Raw genomic sequence first — 23112 nt, forward strand, 5'->3', positions numbered from 1 at the left:
CGTGTCCCTCACCTTCCACTGGTTCCTGCCCACCAACGGCGACAGCCGCCATGTCGTAGGCGGCGGCCACGGCACCCCCGCCACGGCCTTCGGCCGGAACCGGCCGCCGACGGTCGCCTATCTGAGCCAGATCGCCCGCGCCGCCGAGGACCTGGGCTTCGTCGGCGCGCTCACCCCCACCGGTGCCTGGTGCGAGGACGCCTGGCTGACCACCGCGATGGTCAGCCGGCACACCGAACGGCTGAAGTTCCTGGTCGCCTTCCGGCCCGGCTTCGTCTCCCCCACGCTCGCCGCGCAGATGGCGTCCACCTTCCAGCGGCAGACCGGCGGGCGGCTGCTCCTCAACGTGGTCACGGGCGGCGAGAGCCACGAACAGCGTGCCTACGGCGACTTCCTCGACAAGGACGCCCGCTACCGCCGTACCGGCGAATTCCTGCAGATCGTGCGGGACCTGTGGGAGGGCAAGACCGTCGACCTGTCCGGCGAACACCTCCAGGTCGAGGACGCCAGGCTGGCCCGGGTCCCCGACCCGGTGCCCGAGGTCTACTTCGGCGGCTCCTCGCCCATCGCCGGCGAGATCGCCGCCCGCCACGTCGACGTCTACCTCACCTGGGGCGAACCGCCCGCCCAGGTCGCCGAGAAGATCGCCTGGGTACGGGGGCTGGCGGCGAAGGAAGGGCGCACCGTCCGCTTCGGCATCCGGCTGCACGTCATCACACGCGACACCGCCGAACAGGCCTGGACCGAGGCCCACAAGCTCCTGGACGGCTTCGACCCGGACACCGTGAAGTCCGTCCAGGCCGGCCTGGCCCGCAGCGAGTCGGAGGGGCAGCGGCGCATGCTCGCCCTCCACGGCGGCAGCCGCGAGGACCTGGAGATCCACCCCAACCTGTGGGCCGGCATCGGCCTCGTCCGCGGCGGCGCGGGCACCGCCCTGGTCGGCAGCCACGACGAGGTCGCCGAGCGGATCAAGGAGTACCACGCCCTCGGCATCGACGAGTTCGTCCTCTCCGGCTATCCGCACCTGGAGGAGGCGTACTGGTTCGGCGAGGGCGTCCTGCCGCGTCTGGCCGCACAGGGCCTGTGGCAGCACCCGTTCGCGCCTACCACCGCCCCCGCCGCGCAGGTGCCCTTCACGAGCTGAGTGAGCCGGACGAACCGGGCGAGCCGAACGAACCGAGCGCACCGAGGTGGGCGGCGCGCACCTGGGCGGTCTGCCCCTGCACCAGCAGGAACATCCCCTCGCGTGCCAGCCGTTGCGCCGGGCTGCCCAGGTCCATCGCGCGCCCGCCACCGGCCACGACCGCCGCGGTCGTGGCCGCGCGCATGACGTCGTACGCCCGCGTCTTGACCGCCAGCCGCTCCGCGATCCGCTCGGTGGGCACCGGATGGTCGGCGAGTTCGTACGCCTGCCGTCTGACCTCGTCGAGGCGGGCGCGCAGCACCTGCCCGGTCTCCTTCGCCGCGGGATCGCCGTCCAGCAGGTCGAGCGCCGACGCGGTGATCCCGAAGACGGCCGGCGAGGCGTTGGTGTTCTTGGGGCGATCGGTGACCGCCCAGCTCTCGTACGGCGTGCGCAGGGCCACGGCGTCGTCCGGGAGCCACAGCCCGTCCAGTTCCAGGGACACCGTGCGCGAGGCGGTGAGCGCCGCCAGCCGCATCGGAGGCGAAGGCCGCAGTCCGGGCTGCTCGCGCGCCTCGGTGAACGCGAACAGGGCCTCGTCCGCGTCCGTCACCCCGGCGAGCAGCATCACGTCGTTCAGTCCCCAGCCCGTGTACCAGGGGACCGTCCCGTCGAAGCGCCAGCCGCCACGCTCACGGGTGACCCGAACGGGGACCCGCGGGTAGGCCCGCAGTTGTGCGTACGCGACCCCGGACAGCAGCTCCCCGCTCGCCAGCGGGCCCAACAACCTTTCCCGCGCCGCGAGTTCGCCCTTCGCCAGGGTCAGCACCGGAGTGTGGTGCTGGGTCTGCACGAACCAGGTCGAACAGCACGCCCCGGCCAGGATCTCGGCGGTCTCCCGGACCACCGCGGCGGGCGCGGCCGACCCGCCGTAGGCCACCGGCGCGCTCACCCCGAGCAGCCCCGACCGCTTGACCGCCTCGATGCTGCTCGCCGGCACGCCCTCCTGGTCCACGCGTTCCGCCCGTGGGGCCAGCACCTCGGCCGCCAGCCGTCCGGCCGCCGCGACGAGCGGATGCGGTGGGGTGGTCATCGAAAAAATCTCCCGCTGTCGTCGTGTCGTGTGTCGATCCGGCCGCCTCCCGTTCGTGTAGTCAGTGCAAGACCACCCGAGAACGAGCCGAGAACGACACGGCCGAGGAGCACACATGAAGTACTACCTGCTGAGCGTGATGCAGCCGCCCGGTGAGCCGCCCGCGCCCGAGATCCTGAAAGAGATCATGCACAATCTCGACGTCTTCCACGCGGAGCTGCGCGAGGCCGGTGCCTGGGTGTTCGCCGGGGGACTGCACGGACCGGAGACGGCCACCGTGGTGCGCGCCAAGGACGACGACGTGCTCGTCACCGACGGCCCGTACTCCGAGAGCAAGGAGTACCTGGGCGGGATCTGCCTGATCAAGGCACCCGACCTCGACGCGGCGCTCGCATGGGGCCGCAAGGCGACGCTGGCGACCACGCTCCCCATCGAGGTGCGGCCCTTCATGGGCGAAGCCGAGGACGGATGACTCCGAACGCCGACATCGAGGCCGTGTTCCGCGCCGAATACGGCCGCGCCGTCGCCGTCCTCGTCCGCTTCCTCGGTGACATCGACCTCGCCGAGGAAGCGGTCCAGGACGCCTTCACCACCGCCCTGCGGACGTGGCCGGAGTCGGGCATACCGCCCAGCCCGGCCGGGTGGATCATCACCACCGCACGCCACCGCGCCGTCGACCGGCTGCGCCGCGAGTCCACGCGCGAGGCCCGGCACGCCGAGGCCGAGCGGCTGTACGCCCGGGACGAACCGGCCGAGGAGGGCCCCGTGCGTGACGACCGGCTCCGCCTGATCTTCACCTGTTGCCACCCCGCGCTCGCCACCCAGGCCCAGGTCGCCCTCACCCTGCGCCTCCTCGGCGGTCTGACCACGCCGCAGATCGCCCGCGCCTTCCTCGTCCCCGAGCCGACCATGGCGCAGCGGATCGTCCGCGCCAAGGCCAAGATCCGCGACGCCCGCATCCCGTACCGCATCCCGCGTGACGCGGACCTCCCGGACCGTGTCAGGGGAGTGCTCGCGGTCGTCTACCTCATCTTCAACGAGGGCTACGGCGGCCGGGAGGATCTCTGCGCCGAAGCCGTCCGGCTCGGCCGACTCCTCGTCGAGCTGATGCCGGACGAGCCCGAGGCCCTCGGCCTGCTCGCGCTGATGCTCCTCATCGAGTCGCGTCGGCCCGCCCGCGCCACACCGGACGGCGACCTGATCCTCCTCTCCGACCAGGACCGCTCGCGGTGGGACAGCGATCTCATCACCGAGGGACAGACCCTCGTGCGCCGCTGTCTGCGCCGCAACCGGCCGGGCCCGTACCAGATCCAGGCCGCGATCAACGCCGTACACAGCGACGCCCCCACCGCGGCCGCCACGGACTGGGGCCAGATCCTCCAGCTCTACGACCAGCTGGCCGCGCTCGCCCCGAGCCCGGTGGTCGCCCTCAACCGGGCCGTCGCCGTGGCCGAGGTCGAGGGCCCGGAGCCGGCGCTCGCCCTCGTGGACGCGCTCGACCTGGACGGATATCACGCCTTCCACGCCGTACGGGCGGACCTGCTGCGCCGCCTCGGGCACCACACCGAGGCCGCAGGAGCGTACGAGGCGGCCATCGCGCTGACCGACAGCGCACCGGAGCGCGCCTACCTCGAACGGGCCCGCGCGGCACTCCCGCGGACCCCGCCCTCCGACCTCCTTCCGTGACGCCATGATCGCGGAACGTATTCTTCGTGTACCCGGAATTTATTTGGCCACATGAAAGGTTGGCGTTTACACCGAGCTCTACGGCTCAAGACGACCGCCCGTGGGCCGCCAGGTCCGCACCGATCAGCGAGGCACCGTGAACGACCGCACCCCCGAGCAGCCCGCCGACATCGTCGCCCGGCTGCGCGCCACCTTCCGCTCCGGCCGCACCAAGCCCCTCGCGTGGCGCACCACCCAGCTGCGCCGACTGCGCGAACTGCTCACCACGCACGGCGCCGAGCTCGCGGAGGCCCTCCACGCGGACCTCGGCAAGAGCTCCACCGAGGCCTTCCGCACCGAGATCGACTTCACCGTGCGCGAGATCGACCACACCCTCGAGCACCTCGACGAGTGGCTGCGCCCCGAGACCGCCCCGGTCCCCGCCCACCTCGGCGCCGACGCGAGTGCCTGGACGCGGTACGACCCGCTGGGCGTCGTGCTGGTCATCGCCCCCTGGAACTATCCGGTGCAGCTCCTGCTGACGCCGATGCTCGGCGCGCTGGCCGCGGGCAACGCGGTGGTCGTCAAGCCCAGCGAGCTCGCCCCCGCCACCTCGGCGGCCGTCGCGCGGCTGCTGCCGCGCTACCTCGACACGGACGCGGTCGCCGTCGTCGAGGGCGCGGTTCCGGAGACCACCGCGCTGCTGGCGGAGCGCTTCGACCACATCTTCTACACCGGCAACGGCGCGGTCGGCCGGATCGTGATGCGGGCCGCCGCCGAGCACCTCACCCCCGTCGCCCTCGAACTGGGCGGCAAGTCCCCGGCGTTCGTCGACCGAGACGCCGACCTGTCCGTCGTCGCCGACCGGCTCGCCCGCGGCAAGTTCCTCAACGCCGGGCAGACCTGCGTCGCACCGGACTACGTCCTCACCGACGCGGAGACCGCCCGCGCGCTGGAGCCCGAACTCGCCCGCGCCGTCGAGGCCCTCTTCGGCGCCGAACCGCGACAGTCGGGCGAGTACGGACGGATCGTCAACGAGCGGCACTTCGACCGGCTCAGCTCCCTGCTCGACTCCGGACGCACCGTCATCGGCGGCACCGGAGACCGGGCCATCAAGTACCTCGCGCCCACCGTCCTCGCCGACGTCGACCCCAAGTCCCCCGTGATGCAGGAGGAGATCTTCGGACCGATCCTGCCGATCGTCACGGTGGCGGGGCTGGACGAGGCCATCGACTTCATCAACGACCGCGACAAGCCCCTGGCGCTCTACGTCTTCACCGAGTCGGACACCACCCGGGAGCGGATCGCCGAGGAGACGTCCTCCGGAGGCCTCGGCCTCGGTCTGCCGCTCGCCCATCTGACCGTCTCCGACCTGCCGTTCGGCGGGGTCGGCGAGAGCGGCATGGGCCGCTACCACGGCCGCTACTCCATCGAGACGTTCAGCCACCACAAGGCGGTGCTGGAGAAGCCGCTGGGCTGAGTAGGCCCCGACCGTGCCCCGGCAGATCCTCGCCGATCTGCCGGGGCACCGTTGTGCGACCCTCTCTGCCAACGTTGTCAGATCTGACTGGTCTACACCCTTGACTGGTACAGACCAAAGCGGTTGAGTGTGGCTCCACACCCCCCACCACGGCCGCCCCCGACGCCGTGGCCGGCCTCGCCGGCACGTGCGCACAAGGCTCCGCTCCGCGCTGCCCTTGTCCGGGAGCGGCCGTGTCCCGCAAAGGAGTTGACCTGTGTCGAGGCGCCGCATCTCCGCAGTCCTGATCGCCCTCGCCCTCGCGTCCGCCACCCCGGTGCTGCTGCCGGCCGCCGGCGCCTCCGCCGCCTCCTGTTCGAGCTACCCGAGCTGGGTGGCCGGGAGGTCGTACGTCACCGGTGACGTCGTCCGCTACACCGACGGGAAGACCTACATCGCCGAGCACGACAACCCGGGCTACGACCCCACCATCAGCACCTGGTACTGGGACCCCTACGCCTGCGACGGAGGTACCACACCTCCCTCCGACGGCTTCGTGGTGAGCGAGGCGCAGTTCAACCAGATGTTCCCGAACCGGAGTTCCTTCTACACCTACAGCGGTCTGCGGGCGGCGATGAGCGCTTACCCGGCCTTCGCCAACACCGGCAGCGACACCGTGAAGAAGCAGGAGGCCGCGGCCTTCCTCGCCAACGTCAGCCACGAGACCGGCGGCCTGGTCTACGTGGTGGAGCAGAACACCGCCAACTACCCCCACTACTGCGACTGGAGCCAGCCCTACGGCTGCCCGGCCGGACAGTCGGCCTACTACGGCCGCGGCCCGATCCAGCTCAGCTGGAACTTCAACTACAAGGCCGCGGGCGACGCGCTCGGCATCGACCTCCTCAACAACCCCTACCTGGTGCAGAACGACGCCGCCGTGGCCTGGAAGACCGGCCTGTGGTACTGGAACACCCAGACGGGTCCCGGCAGCATGACGGGCCACAACGCCATGGTCAACGGCGCGGGATTCGGCCAGACCATCCGCAGCATCAACGGCTCCCTGGAATGCGACGGCAAGAACCCGGCACAGGTGCAGAGCAGGGTGGACGCCTACCAGCGGTTCGTGCAGATCCTCGGGACCTCGGCCGGCGGCAACCTCTACTGCTGATCGGCCGTCGACGGCAGCCGCCCGGGCCCGGGAAGGTATGCGAAACTGCCGCGATGACCTCGGAAACGATCACCGCGGCAGCCTCGGGCACCTGGACACTCGGCGATCTCCCCGTCCACCGCATCGGCTTCGGCGCGATGCGGCTGACGGGCAGCGCGGCCTTCCACCTCGGCACGGCGAGCGACCGCGACCGGTCGATCGCCGTGCTGCGCCGCGCGATCGAGCTGGGTGTCGACCACATCGACACCGCCGCGTTCTACTTCTCGTCGCTGCGCTCCGCGAACGAGCTGATCAACAGCGCGCTGGCGCCGTACGCGGACGACCTGGTCATCGCCACCAAGGTCGGGCCGTTCCGCGACTACTCGGGGGAGTGGGGCACCCCGGCCCGGCCGGACCAGCTCCGTGCCCATGTCGAGGAGAATCTGCGGCAGTTGGGCCGCGACCACCTCGACCTCGTGTACCTGCGGCGGATGGGGCAGGACTCGATCGCCGAGCACTTCGGCGCACTGTCCGAGCTGCGCGAGGCGGGGCTGATCCGGCACCTCGGCATGTCGAGCATCGGACTTCGGCACCTCGAGGAGGCGGGCGCCATCGCGCCGGTGGTGAGCGTGCAGAACCGGTACGGGCTCGACTCCCCGAACGCCGGGACCGACGAACTCCTGCGCAGGTGCGGGGAGCTGGGCATCGCGTTCGTGCCGTTCTTCGCGATCGCGGGCAAGGGCGGTGAGCAGGGCCCGAGGGGCAGCGACGGCGACGAGGAGGTGCTCGCCGTCGCGCGTGCGCACGGCGCCACGCCCGCGCAGGTACGCCTCGCGTGGACCCTGCGGCAGGGCCCGCACGTGCTCGCCATCCCCGGCACCGGCAGCCCGGACCATCTCGTCGAGAACGTCGCCGCGGGCGCGCTGCGGCTCACCGACGGCGAGATGGCCCGCCTCGGCGCACTCCATCGGCCGGGCGAGTGACCGATGGCCCCGTCACCGGGGGCGGTCCTTGCCGGGCCGCCCCCGGGTGACCTGCTCAGCCCAGTTGCTCGTGCAGGAAGGGCACCGTGCTCTCCCAGGCCCGCGCGGCCGACTCGGGGTCGTACGACTCCGGGCGGCCGTCATTGAAGAAGGCGTGGTTGGCAGGGTAGAGACGGAAGTCCGCGGCAATGCCGGCCTGCTGCTGGACCGCCTCCTTCAGCTGCTCCAGGTTCTCCTTCGGGATGCTCGTGTCGAGTTCGCCGTAGTGACCCAGGATCTGTGCCTTCAGGCGGGAGAAGTCGGGCAGCTCACCCTGGATCACGCCGTAGAACGGCACCGCCGCGCTGACCCGGGGGTCGGCCGCGGCCAGGTAGAGGACGAAGCCGCCGCCCATGCAGAAGCCGACCGCGCCCACCGTGTCCGAGGTGACCTCGGGCAGCCCGAGCAGGTGATCGACCGCACCGGAGAGCAGCTCGACGCCGCGTGACACCGGCAGCTCCTTCATCATCCGGAAGGCCTCACCGCTGTCATGGGCGACATTGCCGCCGTACAGGTCGGGCGCGAGGGCCACGAAGCCCTCCGCGGCCAGCCGGTCCGCCACCTGCGCGATGTGGTCGGTCAGACCCCACCACTCCTGGATGACGATCACCCCGGGTCCCTGCCCGGACGGCGGCAGCGCCAGATAGCCGTGGGCCGTGGTCCCGGCGCTGGGGAAGGTCACGTTCTGATGGGCGGGGGCTCCGGTCGGCTTCGGCAGCTCGGACATCGCACTCAACTCCTGTTTGGCAGCGCTGGGCAGGAGCCGGCGGGGCCGGCCCCGAGTTGATCTCCACGATGTCATGCGCGGGCGCCCGGCCTTCCCCCGGCCCGCACGACGCGCCCAGCGGCCACCTTCCGCAGCAGGTCCTGCGTCGGCGCCGGCAGCAGGACGTGCGGCCGGTCGGGCGGGTGGTCACGGAGCCGAGCGAGGGGGGACTTCGCGGTGCGGGTGGGAGTCGTCCGGGCGCTCTTCCGTCGTCGTGGGACCAGGGCGGGTACGGAGCGCCGATATGGCGGAGAACGTGTGCGGGGCGATGCGGGTGAGGGCGTAGACGCTGAGGCTCAGCCAGCACAGGGCGAACAGCCAGCCGCCGAGCACGTCGGAGAACCAGTGGACGCCCAGGTAGACCCTGGTGAGTCCGACCAGGACGGCCCAGCATGCGAGGAGCGCCGCGAGGCCTCGTCCGCCGCGCGGCGCCCGCGCGAGCACCGCGAGGAGGAGCAGTCCGCCGCTGATGGCGGACGTGGTGGTGTGGCCCGAGGGGAAGGACCAGCCGGAGGCTTGCGTGGCCCACTCCACCGTCGCGGGGCGGGGGCGGGCGACCAGGGACATCACGCCGTACCGAACGGCCTGGGCGGCGGCGAGACAGCCGGCGCAGCCGAGGGCGAAGAGGATCCGCTGTCGTGCGGTGCGACCGAGGACGACACCCGCCAGCGCGACCAGCAGGTACGGCACGACGCCCGTGCCCGTGTAGGTCAGCCCGCGGGCCACGGCCAGCGCCACGGGCGGGCGGTGATCCGCGGACCAGGCGTTCAGGTCCTGGTCGCCGGAGAGCGGGGCGCCGTCCTGGCCGGTCACGACCAGCGTCAGCAGCACGAAGGCGACCAGGCTGCCGACCGCGGTCGATCCCGCGAGGTCCGACGCGTCCGCACGCCTCATGAGGGGGCCCGGGGGACGTCGACCGCGCACGGCGGCGCGGTGTGCAGGGCTGCGGACATCGACGGAGGCCCCTTCCATGATGGGCGTGCGGGCGCGTCGGAAGACCACGTCCGCGGTGACTACAATCCTGTAGACGGTCTACATAACTGTAGACGATCGGCGGGCCGAGATCGTTCCCGCGGCGGCCGTGAAAGATGCACGCCGTGCGTGGGGGGGGGGCCTTGTCGGACGCAGGCGGGCGACGGGGGCCGGGGGTGTGCCCAGCGTCCCGCACCCCGTCGCCCCGTGCGACTCGGCGTGGGCAGGGTGGGGGGGGCATGCGGTGGGATGCCGTACCCTAGCGTGTTACGTATAACTACCTAAGGGGTCCCGATGCGACGCATCGCGCTGGTCACCCTCGTCGTCGACGACTACGACGAGGCGATCCGCTTCTACACCGAAGCCCTCGGGTTCCGGCTCGTCGAGGACCAGCCGCGGCCCGACGGCTCCCGCTGGGTCGTCGTCGAGCCGGGCACGGAGGGCGGCGGCAGCGGACTGCTGCTGGCCCGGGCCAAGGACGAGGCACAGCGCGGCCGGGTCGGCGACCAGACCGGCGGGCGCGTGGGCTTCTTCCTGCACACCGACGACTTCGCCCGCGACCACGCCCGCATGCGCGAGGCGGGCGTCACCTTCCTGGAAGAGCCGCGCCACGAACCGTACGGCTCGGTCGTCGTCTTCCAGGACCTGTACGGAAACCGCTGGGACCTGCTCCAGCCCGCCACCGCCTGACATCCACCCATCTGTTCAGAACCTGCCGAGGAACGACACGCATGACCGCGCCCCGCATCGACATCGACACCATCCGCCGCCTCCCCAAGGCCGTGCTGCACGACCACCTCGACGGCGGGCTGCGCCCCGCCACGCTGGTGGAGCTCGCCGAGACGGTCGGCCACACGCTGCCCACCACCGACCCGGACGCGCTGGCCGCCTGGTACTACGAGGCCGCCAACTCCGGTGACCTGGTGCGCTACATAGCCACCTTCGAGCACACCCTCGCCGTGATGCAGACCCGCGAGGGCCTGCTGCGCACGGCCGAGGAGTACGTGCTCGACCTGGCCGAGGACGGCGTCGTCTACGGCGAGGTCCGGTACGCGCCCGAGCTGATGGTGAACGGCGGGCTGACGCTGCCCGAGGTCGTCGAGACCGTGCAGGAAGGTCTGGCGGCCGGTATGGCCAAGGCGGCGGCCGCGGGCACCCCGGTCCGGGTCGGCACCCTGCTGTGCGGGATGCGCATGTTCGACCGCACCCGGGAGATCGCCGACCTCGCGGTGGCGTTCCGGGACGCCGGGGTCGTCGGCTTCGACATCGCGGGTGCCGAGGACGGCTTCCCGCCCGCCGACCACCTCGCCGCCTTCGAGCACCTGCGCGGCGAGAGCGTCCCGTTCACCATCCACGCCGGTGAGGCCCACGGCCTGCCCAGCATCCACCAGGCCCTCCAGGTCTGCGGTGCCCAGCGCGTCGGCCATGGCGTCCGCATCACCGAGGACATCGTCGACGGCAAGCTCGGCCGCCTCGCGGGCTGGGTGCGCGACCGCCGTATCGCCCTGGAGATGTGCCCGACCTCCAACCTCCAGACGGGTGCCGCGACCTCCATCGCCGAGCACCCCATCACGGCCCTGCGCGACCTCGGCTTCCGGGTCACCCTCAACACCGACAACCGTCTGGTGTCGGGTACGACGATGACGCGCGAGATGGCGCTGCTGGTGGAGGAGGCGGGCTGGACGGTGGAGGACCTGCGCACGGTCACGGTGAACGCCGTGAAGAGCGCGTTCATCCCGTTCGACGAGCGCAAGGCCCTCATCGAGGACGTCGTGCTGCCCGGCTACGCCCTCTGAACCAGCCCCCGTACATAGGCGGCCTGTCCGACGTGCTGCAGATCGTCGGACAGGACGCTGACCAGCCGGACGCCCAGCGTGACCGCGGGATCCCAGCGCTCGTCCACGATCCGCTCGAAGTCCTTGGCGGTCAGCCCGCGCAGGAACTCCAGCGTCTGTTCGTGCACGGCGTCGTAGTACCCGGTCAGCAGGTCACCGGAGTCGACCCGTACCTTGGCCACCTTCTCGGAGCTGTGCCCGTACCCCGTGTCCCGGCGCGGCAGATCGAGCCCGAAGCGCTTCTCCCAGTCCTGCGCGAGCCAGACCTGCTCGAGCCCGGCGGCGTCCGCGACATGGTCGTCCTGGACGCGGGTGAGGTGCCAGACCAGCCATGAGACGGAGTTGGCGTCGTCCGAGGGGCGGGCGTTGAGAACGTCCGGTGGCAGGCCCCCGACGGCGGCATGGACCTCTTCCTGGATGCGGCTGTACGCGTCGATGAGGATGTCCTTTGCGTGCATGCGTCCACCATCGCCCATCGAGGTCCCTCACGCGTCCGGAATCCAACTCCCGTGGAAGCCGAGCGGCACCCGCCCCGGGAGATGGATCCGGGCGACCGGCTCGCCCGTGAAGTCCTGGGCCGCCAGGATCACCAGGTCGGCGGCCCCGCGATCGGGATTGTGCACGTAGGCGATCGCGTAGCCGTCGTCCTCGGCCCGCGCGCCCTCGGAGGGGACGAAGACGGCTTCCCCTGCGGCGGCGTCCCGCGGCAGCCGGTGGACCTGCGTGGTCCCGCGCAGCAGGTCGTGCTTGATCAGCGCGTTGGCGAAGGCCCGGTCGGGCGGGTTCCCGTCGAGCGTCAGATACGCCAGGGTCATGTCCGCGGCGGCGGCCGTGTAGGCGTAACGGTGCCGCCTGGACACCAACGCCTCGTGGACGCGCGGAAACTCCTGCGGGCGGTCGTCGAGCGTCCTGGTGCGTACCCGGCCGTGCGCCACGTCAATCGTCCAGCGTTCGAGCGAGGCGGTGCCGGCGCCGTACGGTCCGTCGCAGCCGCGGCCCGCGACGTAGAAGGGCGCCGGGTAGGTCGTCATGTCGACGACCACGGACGAGCCCTCGTCGTACGCGTTCAGGGTGTGCGAGTAGAAGACCGGATCCACCTCGAACCAGCGGACCTCGCCCCCCGCGCGTGGCAGCAGACCGACCCGTGTCGGGTGCTTCTCGTTCCAGACGTACGGCACGGGGTCGCCCCGCTCGGCTCCCGCGGGGTCGAAGGTGATGGGCAGATCGAAGATCACGACGTACTTCTCGGTGAGCGCGAAGTCGTGCATCATCGGTGCGTCCGCCACCGGGATCCGCGTGGTCCTCGCGACCCGGCCCGTGTGGTCGATCACCTGGTGCCGGACGTGGTCCCAGGTGGGGTAGTAGGCGATCGCGTGCAGTTCTCCGGCTGCCGCGTCGAACTTGGTGTGGGCGGTGAAGGCCCCTTCGAGGGTGCCGCGGAAGTCGTACGTGCCCACCGTGTCGAGCTCGTGGTCGAGTTCGTACGGCAGCGGCCCGCTCTCCTGGAGGGCCAGGATCCGTCCCCTGTACCCGATCACATGGGTGTTGCACGGGAAGTCGTCCGGCGGGACGGGCCCGGGGTACGGCTCGCCGAGCTTCTTCGCCACGGAGGCCGAGCGGACCCAGCGGTTGCGGTACCACTCCGCGCGACCGTCCCGCAGCCGCACGCCGTGCACCATGCCCTCACCGAGCATCCAGTGGTGGGCGCGCGGGTCCTCCAGGCCCAGGACGTTGGGGCCGTTGCGCAGGAAGCGGCCGTTCAGCTCGCGCGGGACGCGTCCGGTGACCGGGAGGTCGAACGCCGTCAGCTCCTCGGTGACGGGCTTGAACGCCCCCTCCAGGAAAGGGAACCGGTGCCCGCCCTGTGCCGCCGTGCCCGGCATCGGTGCCGCCGCCGCTGCCGCCCGGCCCCCCATCGCGCCGACGAGGCCGCCCGCCGCCGCGACCGCCGTCCCGCGCAGGACCGTCCGTCGTGTGTGATCCGCCATCTCCGCACTCCAGCCTCGCAGTCGCCTTCGTGGACGTCCATGAGTCTGCGGCCAGGCAGCGGGCTCGGTCAGGAGTGCTGGAGCCCCTCCTGGGGTGGTGTCAGGCCCCCTCTTGCGGGGTGTCGAGAAGCACCATCAGCGCCCGCGCCGCCGGACTGGTGGCGTCCGGCGGCGGCAGCATGGCGACCGTCTCGTACGAGGCTTCACAGGCGCCCTTGAAAGGGAGGGCGGTGAGATCGCCGGCCTCGCGCTTGTGGCCGAAGTGGCGGGGCACGACGGCGATGCCGAGGCCCTCGTGGACCAGCTCCAGCAGGCTGTGCACGTCGCTGACCTCCAGCGCCACCGTCCGCCGTACGTCCGCCGCCGCGAAGGCCGCGTCCGTGGTGCGGCGCGGCCCCCAGTCGGGGTGGAAGTCGACGAAGGCCTCGCCGCCCAGCTCCTGGGGCGTGACCACGGCGGCGGTCGCGAGATGGTGCGTGGGATGGCAGAGCATGGTCATCGGCTCGCTGGTCAGCGGCACCGACCGCAGCTGGTCGCCGTCCGCCCGCGTCCTGACGGCGAAGGCCAGGTCGAGACGGCCTGCGGCGACCTCCTCGGCCAGCGCCTCGGAGCCCGCCTGACGCAGTCGGATCTCGACGTCGGGATGGCGCCGCCGGAACGCCGCGAGAAGCTTGGCCACGTCCACGCCAGCGATGCACTGCTCGGTGCCCAGGGAGAGCGTGCCGCGCAGCACGCCCTGCACGGCGGCCACGGCGTCCTGCGCCGAGCGCACCTGGGCGAGGATCCGCTCCGCCTCGCCGAGCAGGGCGCGACCGGCCTCCGTGAGCGTGACCCGACGGGTGGTGCGCACGAACAGCGGGGCCTGAAGCTCCCGCTCCAGGGCGCGGATGGAGGACGACAGTCCCGACTGCGACACCATGAGCCGTTCCGCCGCCCGGGTGAAGTGCTGGTCCTCGGCGACCGCGACGAAGTGCTGAAGGTGGCGCAGTTCCATGGGGCACCACAGTAGTCGCCGATTGAGAAGCGCCGTCGCTCAGTCCCATCCGATTCTCCCGTTGGACCTCTGCACGTGCCCGCGCGAGAGTGGAGACCTGTTTTCCCGGCCTTTCAGGAGCAAGCGTTGTACACCGCACACCCCGACCGTTACGCGGACATGCCCTACCGGCGCACCGGACGCAGCGGACTGCAGTTGCCCGCGCTGTCGCTCGGCCTGTGGCACAACTTCGGCCCCGACCGGCCGGTGGAGACCCAGCGCGCGATCCTGCGCCGCGCCTTCGACCTCGGTGTCACCCACTTCGACCTGGCCAACAACTACGGTCCGCCGCCCGGCGCCGCCGAGTCGGCCCTCGGCGACGCCCTGAAGGCGGACTTCGCGCACCACCGCGACGAGCTGGTCATCTCCACCAAGGCGGGATACCTGATGTGGCCGGGCCCCTACGGTGAATGGGGCTCCCGCAAGTACCTGCTGTCCTCGCTCGACCAGAGCCTGGCCCGGATGGGCCTGGACTACGTCGACATCTTCTACTCGCACCGCCCCGACCCGGAGACTCCCCTGGAGGAGACGATGGGCGCCCTGCACTCGGCGGTCCAGCAGGGCAAGGCGCTCTACGTCGGCATCTCCAACTACTCCGCGGAGCAGACCCGGGAAGCCGCCCGCATCCTCGCCGAGCTCGGCACCCCGCTGCTGATCCACCAGCCGCGCTACTCGATGCTCGACCGCCGCCCCGAGGACGAGGGGCTCCTGGACACGCTGGACGAGCTGCGGGTCGGCTCCATCGCCTACTCCCCGCTGGAGCAGGGACTGCTCACCAGCCGCTACCTCGACGGCATCCCGGAGGGCTCGCGCGCCGCGAGCGACAGCCCCTTCCTGAGCGCCGACACGGTCACCGAGGACCTGGTACGGCAGCTGCGCGCCCTCGACGAGATCGCCAAGTCCCGCGGCCAGTCCCTGGCGCAGCTGGCGCTCGCCTGGGTGCTGCGCGGCGGCCGGGTGACCTCCGCGCTCATCGGCGCGAGCAGCCCCCAGCAGCTGGAGGACAGCGTCGCGGCCACCCGCGCCCTGGACTTCACCGCGGAGGAGCTGGCACGGATCGACGCGATCACCAAGGCCTGAGCCTCGCCGATCAGGCCGTAGGAGCAGCCGACCGGGCAGGAGGGCCCGGTCGTCAGGCGGTGAGCCGCTCGCTGAGCTCCCAGAGGCGGTCGACCGCCGTCGGGTCCACGGCGTAGGGCACCACGCCGGCCTTCGCCGACCTGTTCCCGAGGGACCACTCACGGCCCTCCTCCGCGGACATCGGAGGGGCGATGTCACTGTTCTCGCAGTAGACGCCGCCCCTGCCCTCGAGCAGGGGGCTGGTCGCGCACCACACGCTGGTGGCCGCCCCCTGCTCGACGGTCTTCAGCTGGCGCTCCGGGTCGAGGATCGGCCGGCCGTCCGCGTCGAGGACGCCGACGGCCCTGAGGTCCTCCTCGGCCAGGTACTTCTTCAGACCGGTGTCGACGATGCTTCCCGGGTGCAGGGCGAAGGCCCGGACCCCGTCCGCCCTGCCCCGCTCGTCGACACCGAGCGCGAAGAGGATGTTCGCCGTCTTCGACTGCCCGTAGGCGACCCAGCGGTCGTACGCGTGGTGCTCGAAGTGCGGGTCGTCGAACAGAACGGGCGAGAACCGGTGGCCCCACGAGGACACCGAGACGACCCGGGCCCCGTGCGCCCGGCGCAGCGCCGGCCACAGACGGGCGACCAGCTGGAAGTGGCCGAGGTGGTTCGTGGCGAACTGCACTTCGTACCCCCGGGCGTCGCGCGTCAGCGGCGTCGCCATGACGCCCGCGCTGTTCACGAGGATGTGCAGCGGCCGGCCGGAGTCGAGGAAACGCTCGGCGAACGCGTCGATCGAGGACGGATCCAGCAGATCCATGCTCGCGGTCTCGACGCCGTCGATCCCCTTGAGCGCGGCCCGCGCCCTTTCGGTGTCCCGCGCCGGTACGACGACCTCGGCGCCCGCGGCCCGCAGGACGCGCACGGTCTCCAGGCCGATGCCGGAGTAGCCGCCGGTGACGACGGCGACCTTGCCGGTCAGGTCGATGCCCTTGATGACGTCCTCGGCGCTGGACGCGGCGTCGAATCCGGAGTGGAGGGGCTGCTGCTGTTGCTCAGTGGTCATGTTTCCGCTCTCCTCGTGTGTGCCTTCCCGACCACCGTAGAACCGGGCATCCGTACGATGAATGCTTGATAGTCCGCATTACTTGCGCGATAGTACGGATATGTCTGCGGATCCTCTCTCCGACACCCTCGCCCTCATGGACGCCCGGTGCGTCATCTCCGGCGGCTTCGCGGCCGGTGGTGACTGGGCGCTGCGCTTCCCGCCGCCCGGGATGCTCAAGATCACCGCGGTGGTGCAGGGCGGCATGTCGGTGTCCCTGGAGGGACTGCCTGAGTTCGCCCGGCTGGGGCCGGGCGATGTGGCCGTGTTCGACGGCAGCCGGGCGTTCGTGGTCGCGAGCGATCCGTCCGTGCAGCCGGCGGACGCCGCGACACTCTTCGCGGACACCTCCGGGTCCATGATTCGTTACGGCGGCGGAGAGGACGCCGTCTTCGTCGGCGGGCACATCGAACTGGGCCGGGCGGGCGAGGAGTTGCTCCTGCACGCCCTGCCGCCGCTGTTGTGCGTCCGGTCCGGGGCCGAGGAGGCGCCGGTCATGCGCTGGCTGCTCGACCAGCTGCTGCGCGAACTGACCGCCGAGCGGGCCGGGGCCGACTTCGCGGCCGACCAGCTCGCCCAGCTCATGTTCGTCCAGGTCCTGCGCGCCTATCTCGCGGACACCGACGCCCTCCCGGCCGGACGTCTGCGCGCCCTCGCCGACGAGCGCATCGCCCCGGCGCTGCGGCTCATGCACGCCGACCCGGGCCGCCCCTGGCAGCTGGAGGAGCTCGCCAGGGCGGCGGCCATGTCCCGGACCACCTTCGCCGAGCGCTTCCGGGCCGTGGCCGGGGTGCCGCCCCTGACGTATCTGCTGGACTGGCGGATGAGTCTGGCCCGCCGGGCCCTGCGGGACGGCGAGACGTCGGTGTCGGCCCTGGCCCAGCGGGTCGGCTACACGTCCGAGAGCGCGTTCAGCAACGCCTTCAAGCGGACCACGGGTGTCGCGCCGCGGCGCTACCGTGACGTCGCACGGGCGGCCCTCACGGGCTGAGGCGCTCCTCCAAAGGAGGCCGTCAGTCGAACTCCGCGCTGACGGACTGGAGGCTCCGGAGCGTCACTGGGTCGGCACGCGGTCCAGGAATCCGTGCACGCTGCGGATCCGGTCCTCGCCGTCCAGGGTGATCACGTCGAATCCCGCGACGGGCGCCGTGCCGTCGGCCTCGTTGACCAGTTCCCAGTCGAAGCGGGCGATGTCGTGGTGCCCGTCGACCGGGCCGGCGGGCCGGAAGGAGAACCCCGGGAACTGCTCGTGAGCCGCCGCGATCACCGCCGCGATCCCGTCGTGCCCGCGGACCTCGGCCAGCGGGTCGGTGTAGCTACCGTCCGTGCTCCAGGCGGCGGCGACCGCCTTGGCGAGCGCATCCCGGTCAGTGGCGTTCCAGGCCTCGAAGTAGCGGGCGACGGCGTTCTCGTAACGGTTGTCGGCTGCGGACATGGTGGATCAACCTCCGTGGAAAGCAGGGTAGTTGCTGGTCAGTGAGTGGATTCCGGGCGGTGGTTCCCCGCCGGGATCCGACACCGCAACCATGCCCGCCGCCGCCCGAGGGCGTCGATTACCTCCCGGGTAAGGACAGCGAGTCGCATTTCGGCCAAACCCGGCGGTGAATATGCCAGGAGACTGGCTGGAATGGCATGGTGACAGAGCGTCAGGAGTGGCGATACTCGAGTGACAGGGCGATTCAGCCACGCCCGCGCGCTGCACGACCATGCACGACGCGCGCAGCACCACCGTGCACCACGAACGAGCCGCAGGGGAAGCGAGGCCGGGCCGGCGGAGAGCGTTGCAATGGGGGAGCGATCGTGCACGACGAATTCCTGTGCCATGTGACCGCATACGGAATATGCGGAGGTAGACGCATCGGCGTCCCGTTGGGGACCTATCGCGCACCTACTCTGGCGCTGGCCCTGTGGTGGATGCGGGACCGTGCCTCCTGGATGGCGTCGCGGCTCGACCCGCAACCCGACGATCCGACCTTCCCGCCGAACTCGATCGCGCCGGTGGCGGACACCGTCCCGGACGTGCCGAGCGTCCTGCGCGCCTGGTGCGGTGACACCCTCCAGCAGGAGCTGGTCGCCGAGGAGCTGGCCGCGGGAAAGCTCGTCCGCATCGCCACCAGCGACGACACCACCGAGTACGAACTGCTCGCCGAATCCGTCGACGCGCTGCGCATGCAGCGGACCGCCGCCGCCCTCGGCAGCTCCGCGGCCTGACCGCCGCCGGGCGGTTCCCGGAGGGTCCCGCCGACCAGCAGCGCCAGGTCGGAGACGTCGGAGACGATCGTGTGCGACGACCACCTTCTGCGCGCCCTGACCCGCCTCGATGGGCGCGCACAGCACCGGCCATGAGCCGCCGATCAGGCGCGTATATGAACGAATAGCTAGAATTCTGGGCATGGGAGAGCGGTCGGTCGCGCCGACGGCGCCCGAACTCGTCCTCGAAACCGAGACGGGCTCCACGGTGCTGAGTCCGAGCCGCGACTATCACGTCGGGCGTGACCCGTCGAGCGAGATCGTCATCGACGACGTCCGGGTCTCGTGGCACCACGCGGTCCTGCGGCCCGAGGCGGACCACTGGACGATCCAGGACGAGAACAGCACGAACGGCACGTACGCCGACGGCAGGCGGGTCCGCGAATGGGGTGTCGGACCCGGCAGCGTCATCCACTTCGGCAGCCCCTCCGACGGCCCCCGGGCGGTCTTCGCCGGCAAGCCCCCGCAGCGGCCGTCGGGCGAATTCCGGCCCTCGGCCAGCGGCACCTTCCCACGGCCCACCACCGTACGACCGCTGCCCACCCGCACCGTCCGCATCGGCCGCGGCACCGACAACGACCTGGTCATCGACGACCTGGTCGTCTCCCGGCGGCACGCCGAACTGCTGGCCCACCCGGACAGGACGTACGAGATCCTCGACCTCGGCAGCCACAACGGCACGTTCCTCAACGGGCAGCCCATCACCCGCGCCTCGGTCACCCCCGGTGACATCGTCGGCATCGGCCACTCCGCGTTCCGCCTCGTCGGAGACGAGTTGCAGGAGTACGTCGACACCGGCGAGATCTCCCTCGATGTCCAGGAACTGACCGTCGCCGTCGACCGTGGCCGCAAGATCCTCCTCGACCAGGTGTCCTTTCCCGTCGGCGAGAAGTGCCTGCTGGCCGTCGTGGGCCCCAGCGGCGCCGGGAAATCCACGCTCCTCAACGCCCTCACCGGGCAGCGCCCCGCCGACCGCGGAGCGGTCCTGTACGACGGCCGCGACCTCTACCGCGACTACGCCGAGCTGCGCCAGCGCATCGGCCTCGTGCCGCAGGACGACATCCTGCACGCCCAGTTGACGGTGCGGCGCGCCCTCGCGTACGCCGCCGAGCTGCGCTTCCCGCAGGACACCGCGAAGGCGGAGCGCCAGGCGAGGGTAGACGAGGTCATCCAGGAACTGGGCCTGGAGCAGCGCTCCGGCCTGCCCATCCACAGCCTGTCCGGCGGTCAGCGCAAGCGGGTCAGTGTGGCCCTGGAGTTGCTGACCAAGCCGTCGCTGCTGTTCCTGGACGAACCCACCTCCGGTCTCGACCCCGGCATGGACCGCTCGGTGATGCACATGCTGCGCGGCCTCGCGGACGACGGCCGTACGATCATCGTGGTCACCCACAGCGTGCTCAGCCTCGACGTCTGCGACCGGCTCCTGGTGCTCGCCCCCGGCGGCAAGGTCGCCTACTTCGGACCGCCCGAAGACGCGCTCGCCTACTTCGGCTACGAGCAGTGGCCCGAGGCCTTCGAGGCCTTCGAGCGGGACCAGGACCGGGACTGGGCGGGGCAGTACCGGAGCTCGCCGCTCCACGGCCGGTACATCGACAGCTCCAGCCCACAGCCTCATCTGCTCCGGGCCGGCCCGGCCGCCCCCGTCGGACCGCCGCCCAAGGCCCAGAGCTGGGGCGCGCAACTCGGCACCCTGGTGCGCCGGTACGCGGCCGTGCTCAGCGCCGACCGGACCTTCCTCGCCGTCATGATCGCGCTGCCGTGCGTCATGGGCGTGATGACCCGAGCCGTCGCGGGCAGCAAACTGACGCTGGAGACGTCGACGAACGCGCTGCTCACCCTGTGCATAGGCGGAGTCCTGGCGGGTGCGGCCAACGCCGTACGCGAAATGGTGAAGGAACGGGGCATCTACCAGCGGGAGCGCGCGGTCGGCTTGTCCCGGTCGGCGTACCTGATGTCGAAGGTCGTGGTCCTCGGCACCATCACCGTTCTCCAGGCCGTCGTCCTGACCCTCGTCGCGCTGTTCGGCGTCGACCTCGACGCGCCCCGCGGCGAAGGTGTCCTCATGCCGCCGCTTCTCGAGATCACGCTGGCCGTGGCCCTGCTGGCCTTCAGCGCGATGATGCTCGGCCTCCTGGTCTCCGCCGTGGTGACCAAGGAGGAGGTCACCATGCCCCTGCTGGTGCTGATCGCCGTCGTCCAGGTGGTTTTCAGCGGCGCGCTGCTCAAGCTGCACGGGGTGCCCGGCGTGGAACAACTGGCCTGGCTCGTCCCCGCCCGCTGGGCCCTGGGCGCGATGTCGGGGACCATCGACCTGGGCCGGATCGTGCCGGGGGCGCTCACCTCCGACCCGCTGTTCCGGCACGAGCCCAGCGTGTGGCTGGTCAACATGAGCATGCTGGTCGTGCTGTCGATCGTGTTCGGGTGCCTGGTGGCCCGACTGCTGCGGCGGCACGAACCCGAGGTCATGCGGAAGTAGGTGCGATGACGACCCCCGACCCGGCCACGACCGACGACTTCCGCCCGACGCACGTCGTTCCGCCGGACGGCCTGCCCGCCTGGGAGGCGCCGGACCCCTCCCGGCCCACCGTGCCGCTCGACGCGCTGCTCCCGGTGCAGCTCGTCGAGCGACTCGGTGACTGGGGCCGGGTCGTCTGCGCCAACGGCTGGTCGGCCTGGGTCGACGGCCGCCTGCTGGTCGCCGTACCGCAGCCGCCGCCCGCGGAGGGCGACCCCCTCACCCGAACGGCCGACCCGCGCCCGCTCCTCGCCCGCGTCGAGCAGGCCCTCACCCTTTATCGGAGCGCGGCGGAGGACCTCGCGGCCGGGCGGCTGGACGGGGCGTCCTTCCGCGGCATCACGCGCGGGCAGCGGATCGGGGTGGTCGTCGACGGCGAGTCCCTCTGGCTGTACGACGCCGAGCTGGAGCGCTGGGTGTACACCGACGGGACGCGGCTGAGCACGTACGCGGTCGCGGACGAACCGGCGACGACCGGGGAGCGGAACGGGAGTGTTCCGGGCCGGGCGCGCACGGGTGTCGTACGGGCGCCCGACGACCATGAACCGACCCGTCTGGTCCCGGGGGTGACGGACGAGCCGGGTGAACGCTGACGGCGCGAGAGGCAACCGCCCTGGCCGCCAGTGTCCCTGCTAGCCGACCGTGTCCTGCGCGACCTCGCCCTTTCGGTGGACGCCCCTCGCCAGCAGGGCGCCGAGGAACCCGGTCACCAGGCCCCACACGACGGCGAGGCCGAGCGCGCTCCAGAGTTTCGGCTTGAGGAAGAGCTCGCCCGCGAGGCCGCCGGCGGCGTCACCGATGCCGATGAGCGACAGGCCGTAGTGCGCCGAGATCCTGCCGACCAGACAGATCATGAGCACCGTGAGCGCCAGCGCGAGGGCCGTGCGGACGGCGTGCTGCCAGGCCCGCATCCGGGCCGGTGAGCGGGCGGCCATCAGGAACGCGGCGCCCAGGAGCAGCAGCGCGTCGACGACCGGCAGCCACCACACCCTGCCGTCGTAGTGACCCAGGGTGCGCAGGTTGACCGTGGAGACGTCCGGGGTGCGCAGCACCTGGTCGAGGACGTGCGGCACGGGCAGTCCGAACGGCCCGTCCACCCGCCCCGTCCAGGTGGCGCCCAGCCCGATCGTGAAGGCGAGCCAGGCGAGGTTGGGCAGCCCGAGGAAGATCACCGCGAAGGTCTCGGGGACGTGTCCGCGTGTCGCGGCCGCCACCAGCGCGACGACCGCTCCCGCCGCGACGCAGGCGAGGAGCAGTACGACCATGGCGTACGCGGCCGGGCGCACCGACTCCTGGAAGCGCAGCAGCCGGGCCGGGAGCGGAGCTCCGCGCGACACCAGCAGGGCGAGGACGAGGACACCCGCGAGCCACAGCACCCCGTAGAGCAGCGTCACCGGCACGGCTGTCTTGAAGCCCACCTCGGGCGAGACCCCGATGAGGTCGCCGATGTCGCTGATCGTTCCGGTACCGAGGGAGATCTTGAAGTTCTGGCGGGAGTAGAGCGCGAGTCCGAGGAGGGCCGGCAGCCACAGGACCGCGATCCTGGCGGCCCAGCCGGCCAACTCGGCGGTACCCGCGACGGCCCGGTGCCGCAGTGGCCGCAGGAACCCGGCGGCGATCATCAGGGCCCCCGCGAGCGTGACCGACAGAGGGATCACCGTCAGTCCCGCCCGGGTGTCGGCGATCACGCCCGCGTCACCCGCGAGCTCGATGGTGCCGCCGACCGCGGTCACGACGGAGGCCGCGACGACCCGTGGGTAGGCGTGCTCGGGCAGGCTCGTCGCACCGGCCCCCCACAGCCCGAGGGCCGCGACCGCGAGCATGACGATCACCCCGGCCGCCACCGCCAGCAGGGCCTGAACCCAGCCGTGACGGGCGGCCGTCCGCTCGCCTGGAGTGGCGATGACCTGGTCGGACGGTGTCTGCGGGCGCACGCTGCCACGCTAAGCAGCACCAGGGTCCACCGCCCGTCGGGAGGGCCGACCGCGTCAGCTTGCGGGGGACACCCGACCGGAGCTCACAATGGGCTCGCTGCGGAATGAAACGGCATACAAGGCGAGAAATGCCGCGAGATCCC

The 23112-nt window shown here is 71.6% G+C and carries 22 protein-coding genes; 13 read left to right on the top strand and 9 right to left on the bottom strand.

What is annotated here, in order from left to right; translation table 11 throughout:
- Position 1: 1 nt before the first annotated feature.
- Positions 2–1144, top strand: coding sequence for an LLM class flavin-dependent oxidoreductase (locus tag ACZ7M3_RS03795; protein ID WP_472060438.1), 1143 nt, complete (start codon positions 2–4; stop codon positions 1142–1144).
- Here ACZ7M3_RS03795 and ACZ7M3_RS03800 read toward each other — a convergent pair.
- Positions 1134–2216, bottom strand: coding sequence for an acyl-CoA dehydrogenase family protein (locus tag ACZ7M3_RS03800; protein WP_355309548.1), 1083 nt, complete (start codon positions 2214–2216; stop codon positions 1134–1136). The two genes, ACZ7M3_RS03795 and ACZ7M3_RS03800, sit on opposite strands and share 11 nt — an antisense overlap.
- A 115-nt stretch (positions 2217–2331) precedes the next feature.
- On the opposite strand from ACZ7M3_RS03800, the gene ACZ7M3_RS03805 reads away from it, so the two are divergent.
- The 5 genes from ACZ7M3_RS03805 to ACZ7M3_RS03825 all read left to right on the top strand — a co-directional run bounded on the left by ACZ7M3_RS03805 (position 2332) and on the right by ACZ7M3_RS03825 (position 7470).
- Positions 2332–2688 carry a YciI family protein gene (locus tag ACZ7M3_RS03805; RefSeq protein WP_472060440.1) on the top strand — a complete coding sequence of 119 codons (357 nt, stop codon included), beginning with the start codon at positions 2332–2334 and terminating at the stop codon, positions 2686–2688.
- Positions 2685–3902, top strand: a complete 1218-nt coding sequence (locus ACZ7M3_RS03810) for an RNA polymerase sigma factor (protein WP_472060442.1) — start codon at positions 2685–2687, stop codon at positions 3900–3902. Before ACZ7M3_RS03805 ends, ACZ7M3_RS03810 begins: the two co-directional genes overlap by 4 nt.
- 100 nt (positions 3903–4002) lie before the next feature.
- The gene (locus ACZ7M3_RS03815) at positions 4003–5361 is read left to right on the top strand and encodes an aldehyde dehydrogenase family protein (RefSeq protein WP_472060444.1); all 1359 of its coding nucleotides are present in this window, start codon (positions 4003–4005) and stop codon (positions 5359–5361) included.
- A 256-nt stretch (positions 5362–5617) separates the two neighbouring features.
- The gene (locus tag ACZ7M3_RS03820) at positions 5618–6508 is read left to right on the top strand and encodes a glycoside hydrolase family 19 protein (RefSeq protein WP_472060446.1); all 891 of its coding nucleotides are present in this window, start codon (positions 5618–5620) and stop codon (positions 6506–6508) included.
- Positions 6509–6561: 53 nt separating this feature from the next.
- A complete protein-coding gene (locus tag ACZ7M3_RS03825; RefSeq protein ID WP_472060448.1) occupies positions 6562–7470 on the top strand; it encodes an aldo/keto reductase in 909 nt (302 codons plus the stop codon).
- A 55-nt stretch (positions 7471–7525) separates the two neighbouring features.
- Here the strand turns inward: ACZ7M3_RS03825 and ACZ7M3_RS03830 are convergent, their stop codons facing one another.
- Both ACZ7M3_RS03830 and ACZ7M3_RS03835 read right to left on the bottom strand, forming a co-directional pair.
- Positions 7526–8236: a dienelactone hydrolase family protein gene (locus ACZ7M3_RS03830; RefSeq protein WP_472060450.1), complete on the bottom strand. Its 711-nt coding sequence runs from the start codon at positions 8234–8236 to the stop codon at positions 7526–7528.
- 186 nt (positions 8237–8422) lie between these two features.
- Positions 8423–9169 carry a phosphatase PAP2 family protein gene (locus ACZ7M3_RS03835; protein WP_472060452.1) on the bottom strand — a complete coding sequence of 249 codons (747 nt, stop codon included), beginning with the start codon at positions 9167–9169 and terminating at the stop codon, positions 8423–8425.
- Positions 9170–9541: 372 nt separating this feature from the next.
- Here ACZ7M3_RS03835 and ACZ7M3_RS03840 point away from each other — a divergent pair, with 372 nt between their 5' ends.
- Together ACZ7M3_RS03840 and ACZ7M3_RS03845 are read left to right on the top strand one after the other, a co-directional pair.
- Positions 9542–9937 carry a VOC family protein gene (locus tag ACZ7M3_RS03840; RefSeq protein WP_054233807.1) on the top strand — a complete coding sequence of 132 codons (396 nt, stop codon included), beginning with the start codon at positions 9542–9544 and terminating at the stop codon, positions 9935–9937.
- Positions 9938–9978: 41 nt separating this feature from the next.
- Positions 9979–11043 carry an adenosine deaminase gene (locus ACZ7M3_RS03845; protein ID WP_472060454.1) on the top strand — a complete coding sequence of 355 codons (1065 nt, stop codon included), beginning with the start codon at positions 9979–9981 and terminating at the stop codon, positions 11041–11043.
- On the opposite strand, the gene ACZ7M3_RS03850 is transcribed toward ACZ7M3_RS03845, so the two are convergent.
- The 3 genes from ACZ7M3_RS03850 to ACZ7M3_RS03860 all read right to left on the bottom strand — a co-directional run bounded on the left by ACZ7M3_RS03850 (position 11031) and on the right by ACZ7M3_RS03860 (position 14064).
- Complete coding sequence (locus tag ACZ7M3_RS03850) at positions 11031–11540, bottom strand: mycothiol transferase (protein ID WP_472060456.1); 510 nt, start codon at positions 11538–11540, stop codon at positions 11031–11033. The two genes, ACZ7M3_RS03845 and ACZ7M3_RS03850, sit on opposite strands and share 13 nt — an antisense overlap.
- A gap of 27 nt (positions 11541–11567) precedes the next feature.
- Positions 11568–13070, bottom strand: a complete 1503-nt coding sequence (locus ACZ7M3_RS03855; protein WP_472060458.1) for a carotenoid oxygenase family protein — start codon at positions 13068–13070, stop codon at positions 11568–11570.
- 100 nt (positions 13071–13170) lie between these two features.
- Positions 13171–14064, bottom strand: coding sequence for a LysR family transcriptional regulator (locus ACZ7M3_RS03860; protein ID WP_095856472.1), 894 nt, complete (start codon positions 14062–14064; stop codon positions 13171–13173).
- 126 nt (positions 14065–14190) lie between these two features.
- Here ACZ7M3_RS03860 and mgrA point away from each other — a divergent pair, with 126 nt between their 5' ends.
- Positions 14191–15183 (top strand): L-glyceraldehyde 3-phosphate reductase, encoded by a 993-nt coding sequence (gene mgrA, locus ACZ7M3_RS03865; protein ID WP_472060460.1) that lies wholly within the window; start codon positions 14191–14193, stop codon positions 15181–15183.
- Positions 15184–15235: 52 nt separating this feature from the next.
- Here the strand turns inward: mgrA and ACZ7M3_RS03870 are convergent, their stop codons facing one another.
- The gene (locus ACZ7M3_RS03870; RefSeq protein WP_472060462.1) at positions 15236–16231 is read right to left on the bottom strand and encodes an oxidoreductase; all 996 of its coding nucleotides are present in this window, start codon (positions 16229–16231) and stop codon (positions 15236–15238) included.
- A 100-nt stretch (positions 16232–16331) separates the two neighbouring features.
- On the opposite strand from ACZ7M3_RS03870, the gene ACZ7M3_RS03875 reads away from it, so the two are divergent.
- A complete protein-coding gene (locus tag ACZ7M3_RS03875) occupies positions 16332–17261 on the top strand; it encodes an AraC family transcriptional regulator (RefSeq protein WP_472060464.1) in 930 nt (309 codons plus the stop codon).
- Between the two features lie 63 nt (positions 17262–17324).
- Here the strand turns inward: ACZ7M3_RS03875 and ACZ7M3_RS03880 are convergent, their stop codons facing one another.
- Positions 17325–17705 (bottom strand): nuclear transport factor 2 family protein, encoded by a 381-nt coding sequence (locus ACZ7M3_RS03880; RefSeq protein WP_388117758.1) that lies wholly within the window; start codon positions 17703–17705, stop codon positions 17325–17327.
- 365 nt (positions 17706–18070) lie between these two features.
- Here ACZ7M3_RS03880 and ACZ7M3_RS03885 point away from each other — a divergent pair, with 365 nt between their 5' ends.
- The 3 genes from ACZ7M3_RS03885 (at position 18071) to ACZ7M3_RS03895 (ending at position 21628) form a co-directional block, all read left to right on the top strand.
- On the top strand, positions 18071–18481 hold the full coding sequence (locus ACZ7M3_RS03885; protein WP_261688162.1) for a hypothetical protein: 411 nt from the start codon (positions 18071–18073) through the stop codon (positions 18479–18481).
- A gap of 181 nt (positions 18482–18662) precedes the next feature.
- Positions 18663–20996 carry an FHA domain-containing protein gene (locus ACZ7M3_RS03890; RefSeq protein ID WP_472060467.1) on the top strand — a complete coding sequence of 778 codons (2334 nt, stop codon included), beginning with the start codon at positions 18663–18665 and terminating at the stop codon, positions 20994–20996.
- Between the two features lie 5 nt (positions 20997–21001).
- A complete protein-coding gene (locus ACZ7M3_RS03895; RefSeq protein WP_472060469.1) occupies positions 21002–21628 on the top strand; it encodes a hypothetical protein in 627 nt (208 codons plus the stop codon).
- Positions 21629–21667: 39 nt separating this feature from the next.
- On the opposite strand, the gene ACZ7M3_RS03900 is transcribed toward ACZ7M3_RS03895, so the two are convergent.
- Positions 21668–22969: a streptophobe family protein gene (locus tag ACZ7M3_RS03900; protein ID WP_472060471.1), complete on the bottom strand. Its 1302-nt coding sequence runs from the start codon at positions 22967–22969 to the stop codon at positions 21668–21670.
- Positions 22970–23112 lie beyond the last annotated feature (143 nt).

The organism is Streptomyces sp. NPDC111656, from assembly GCF_055656965.1.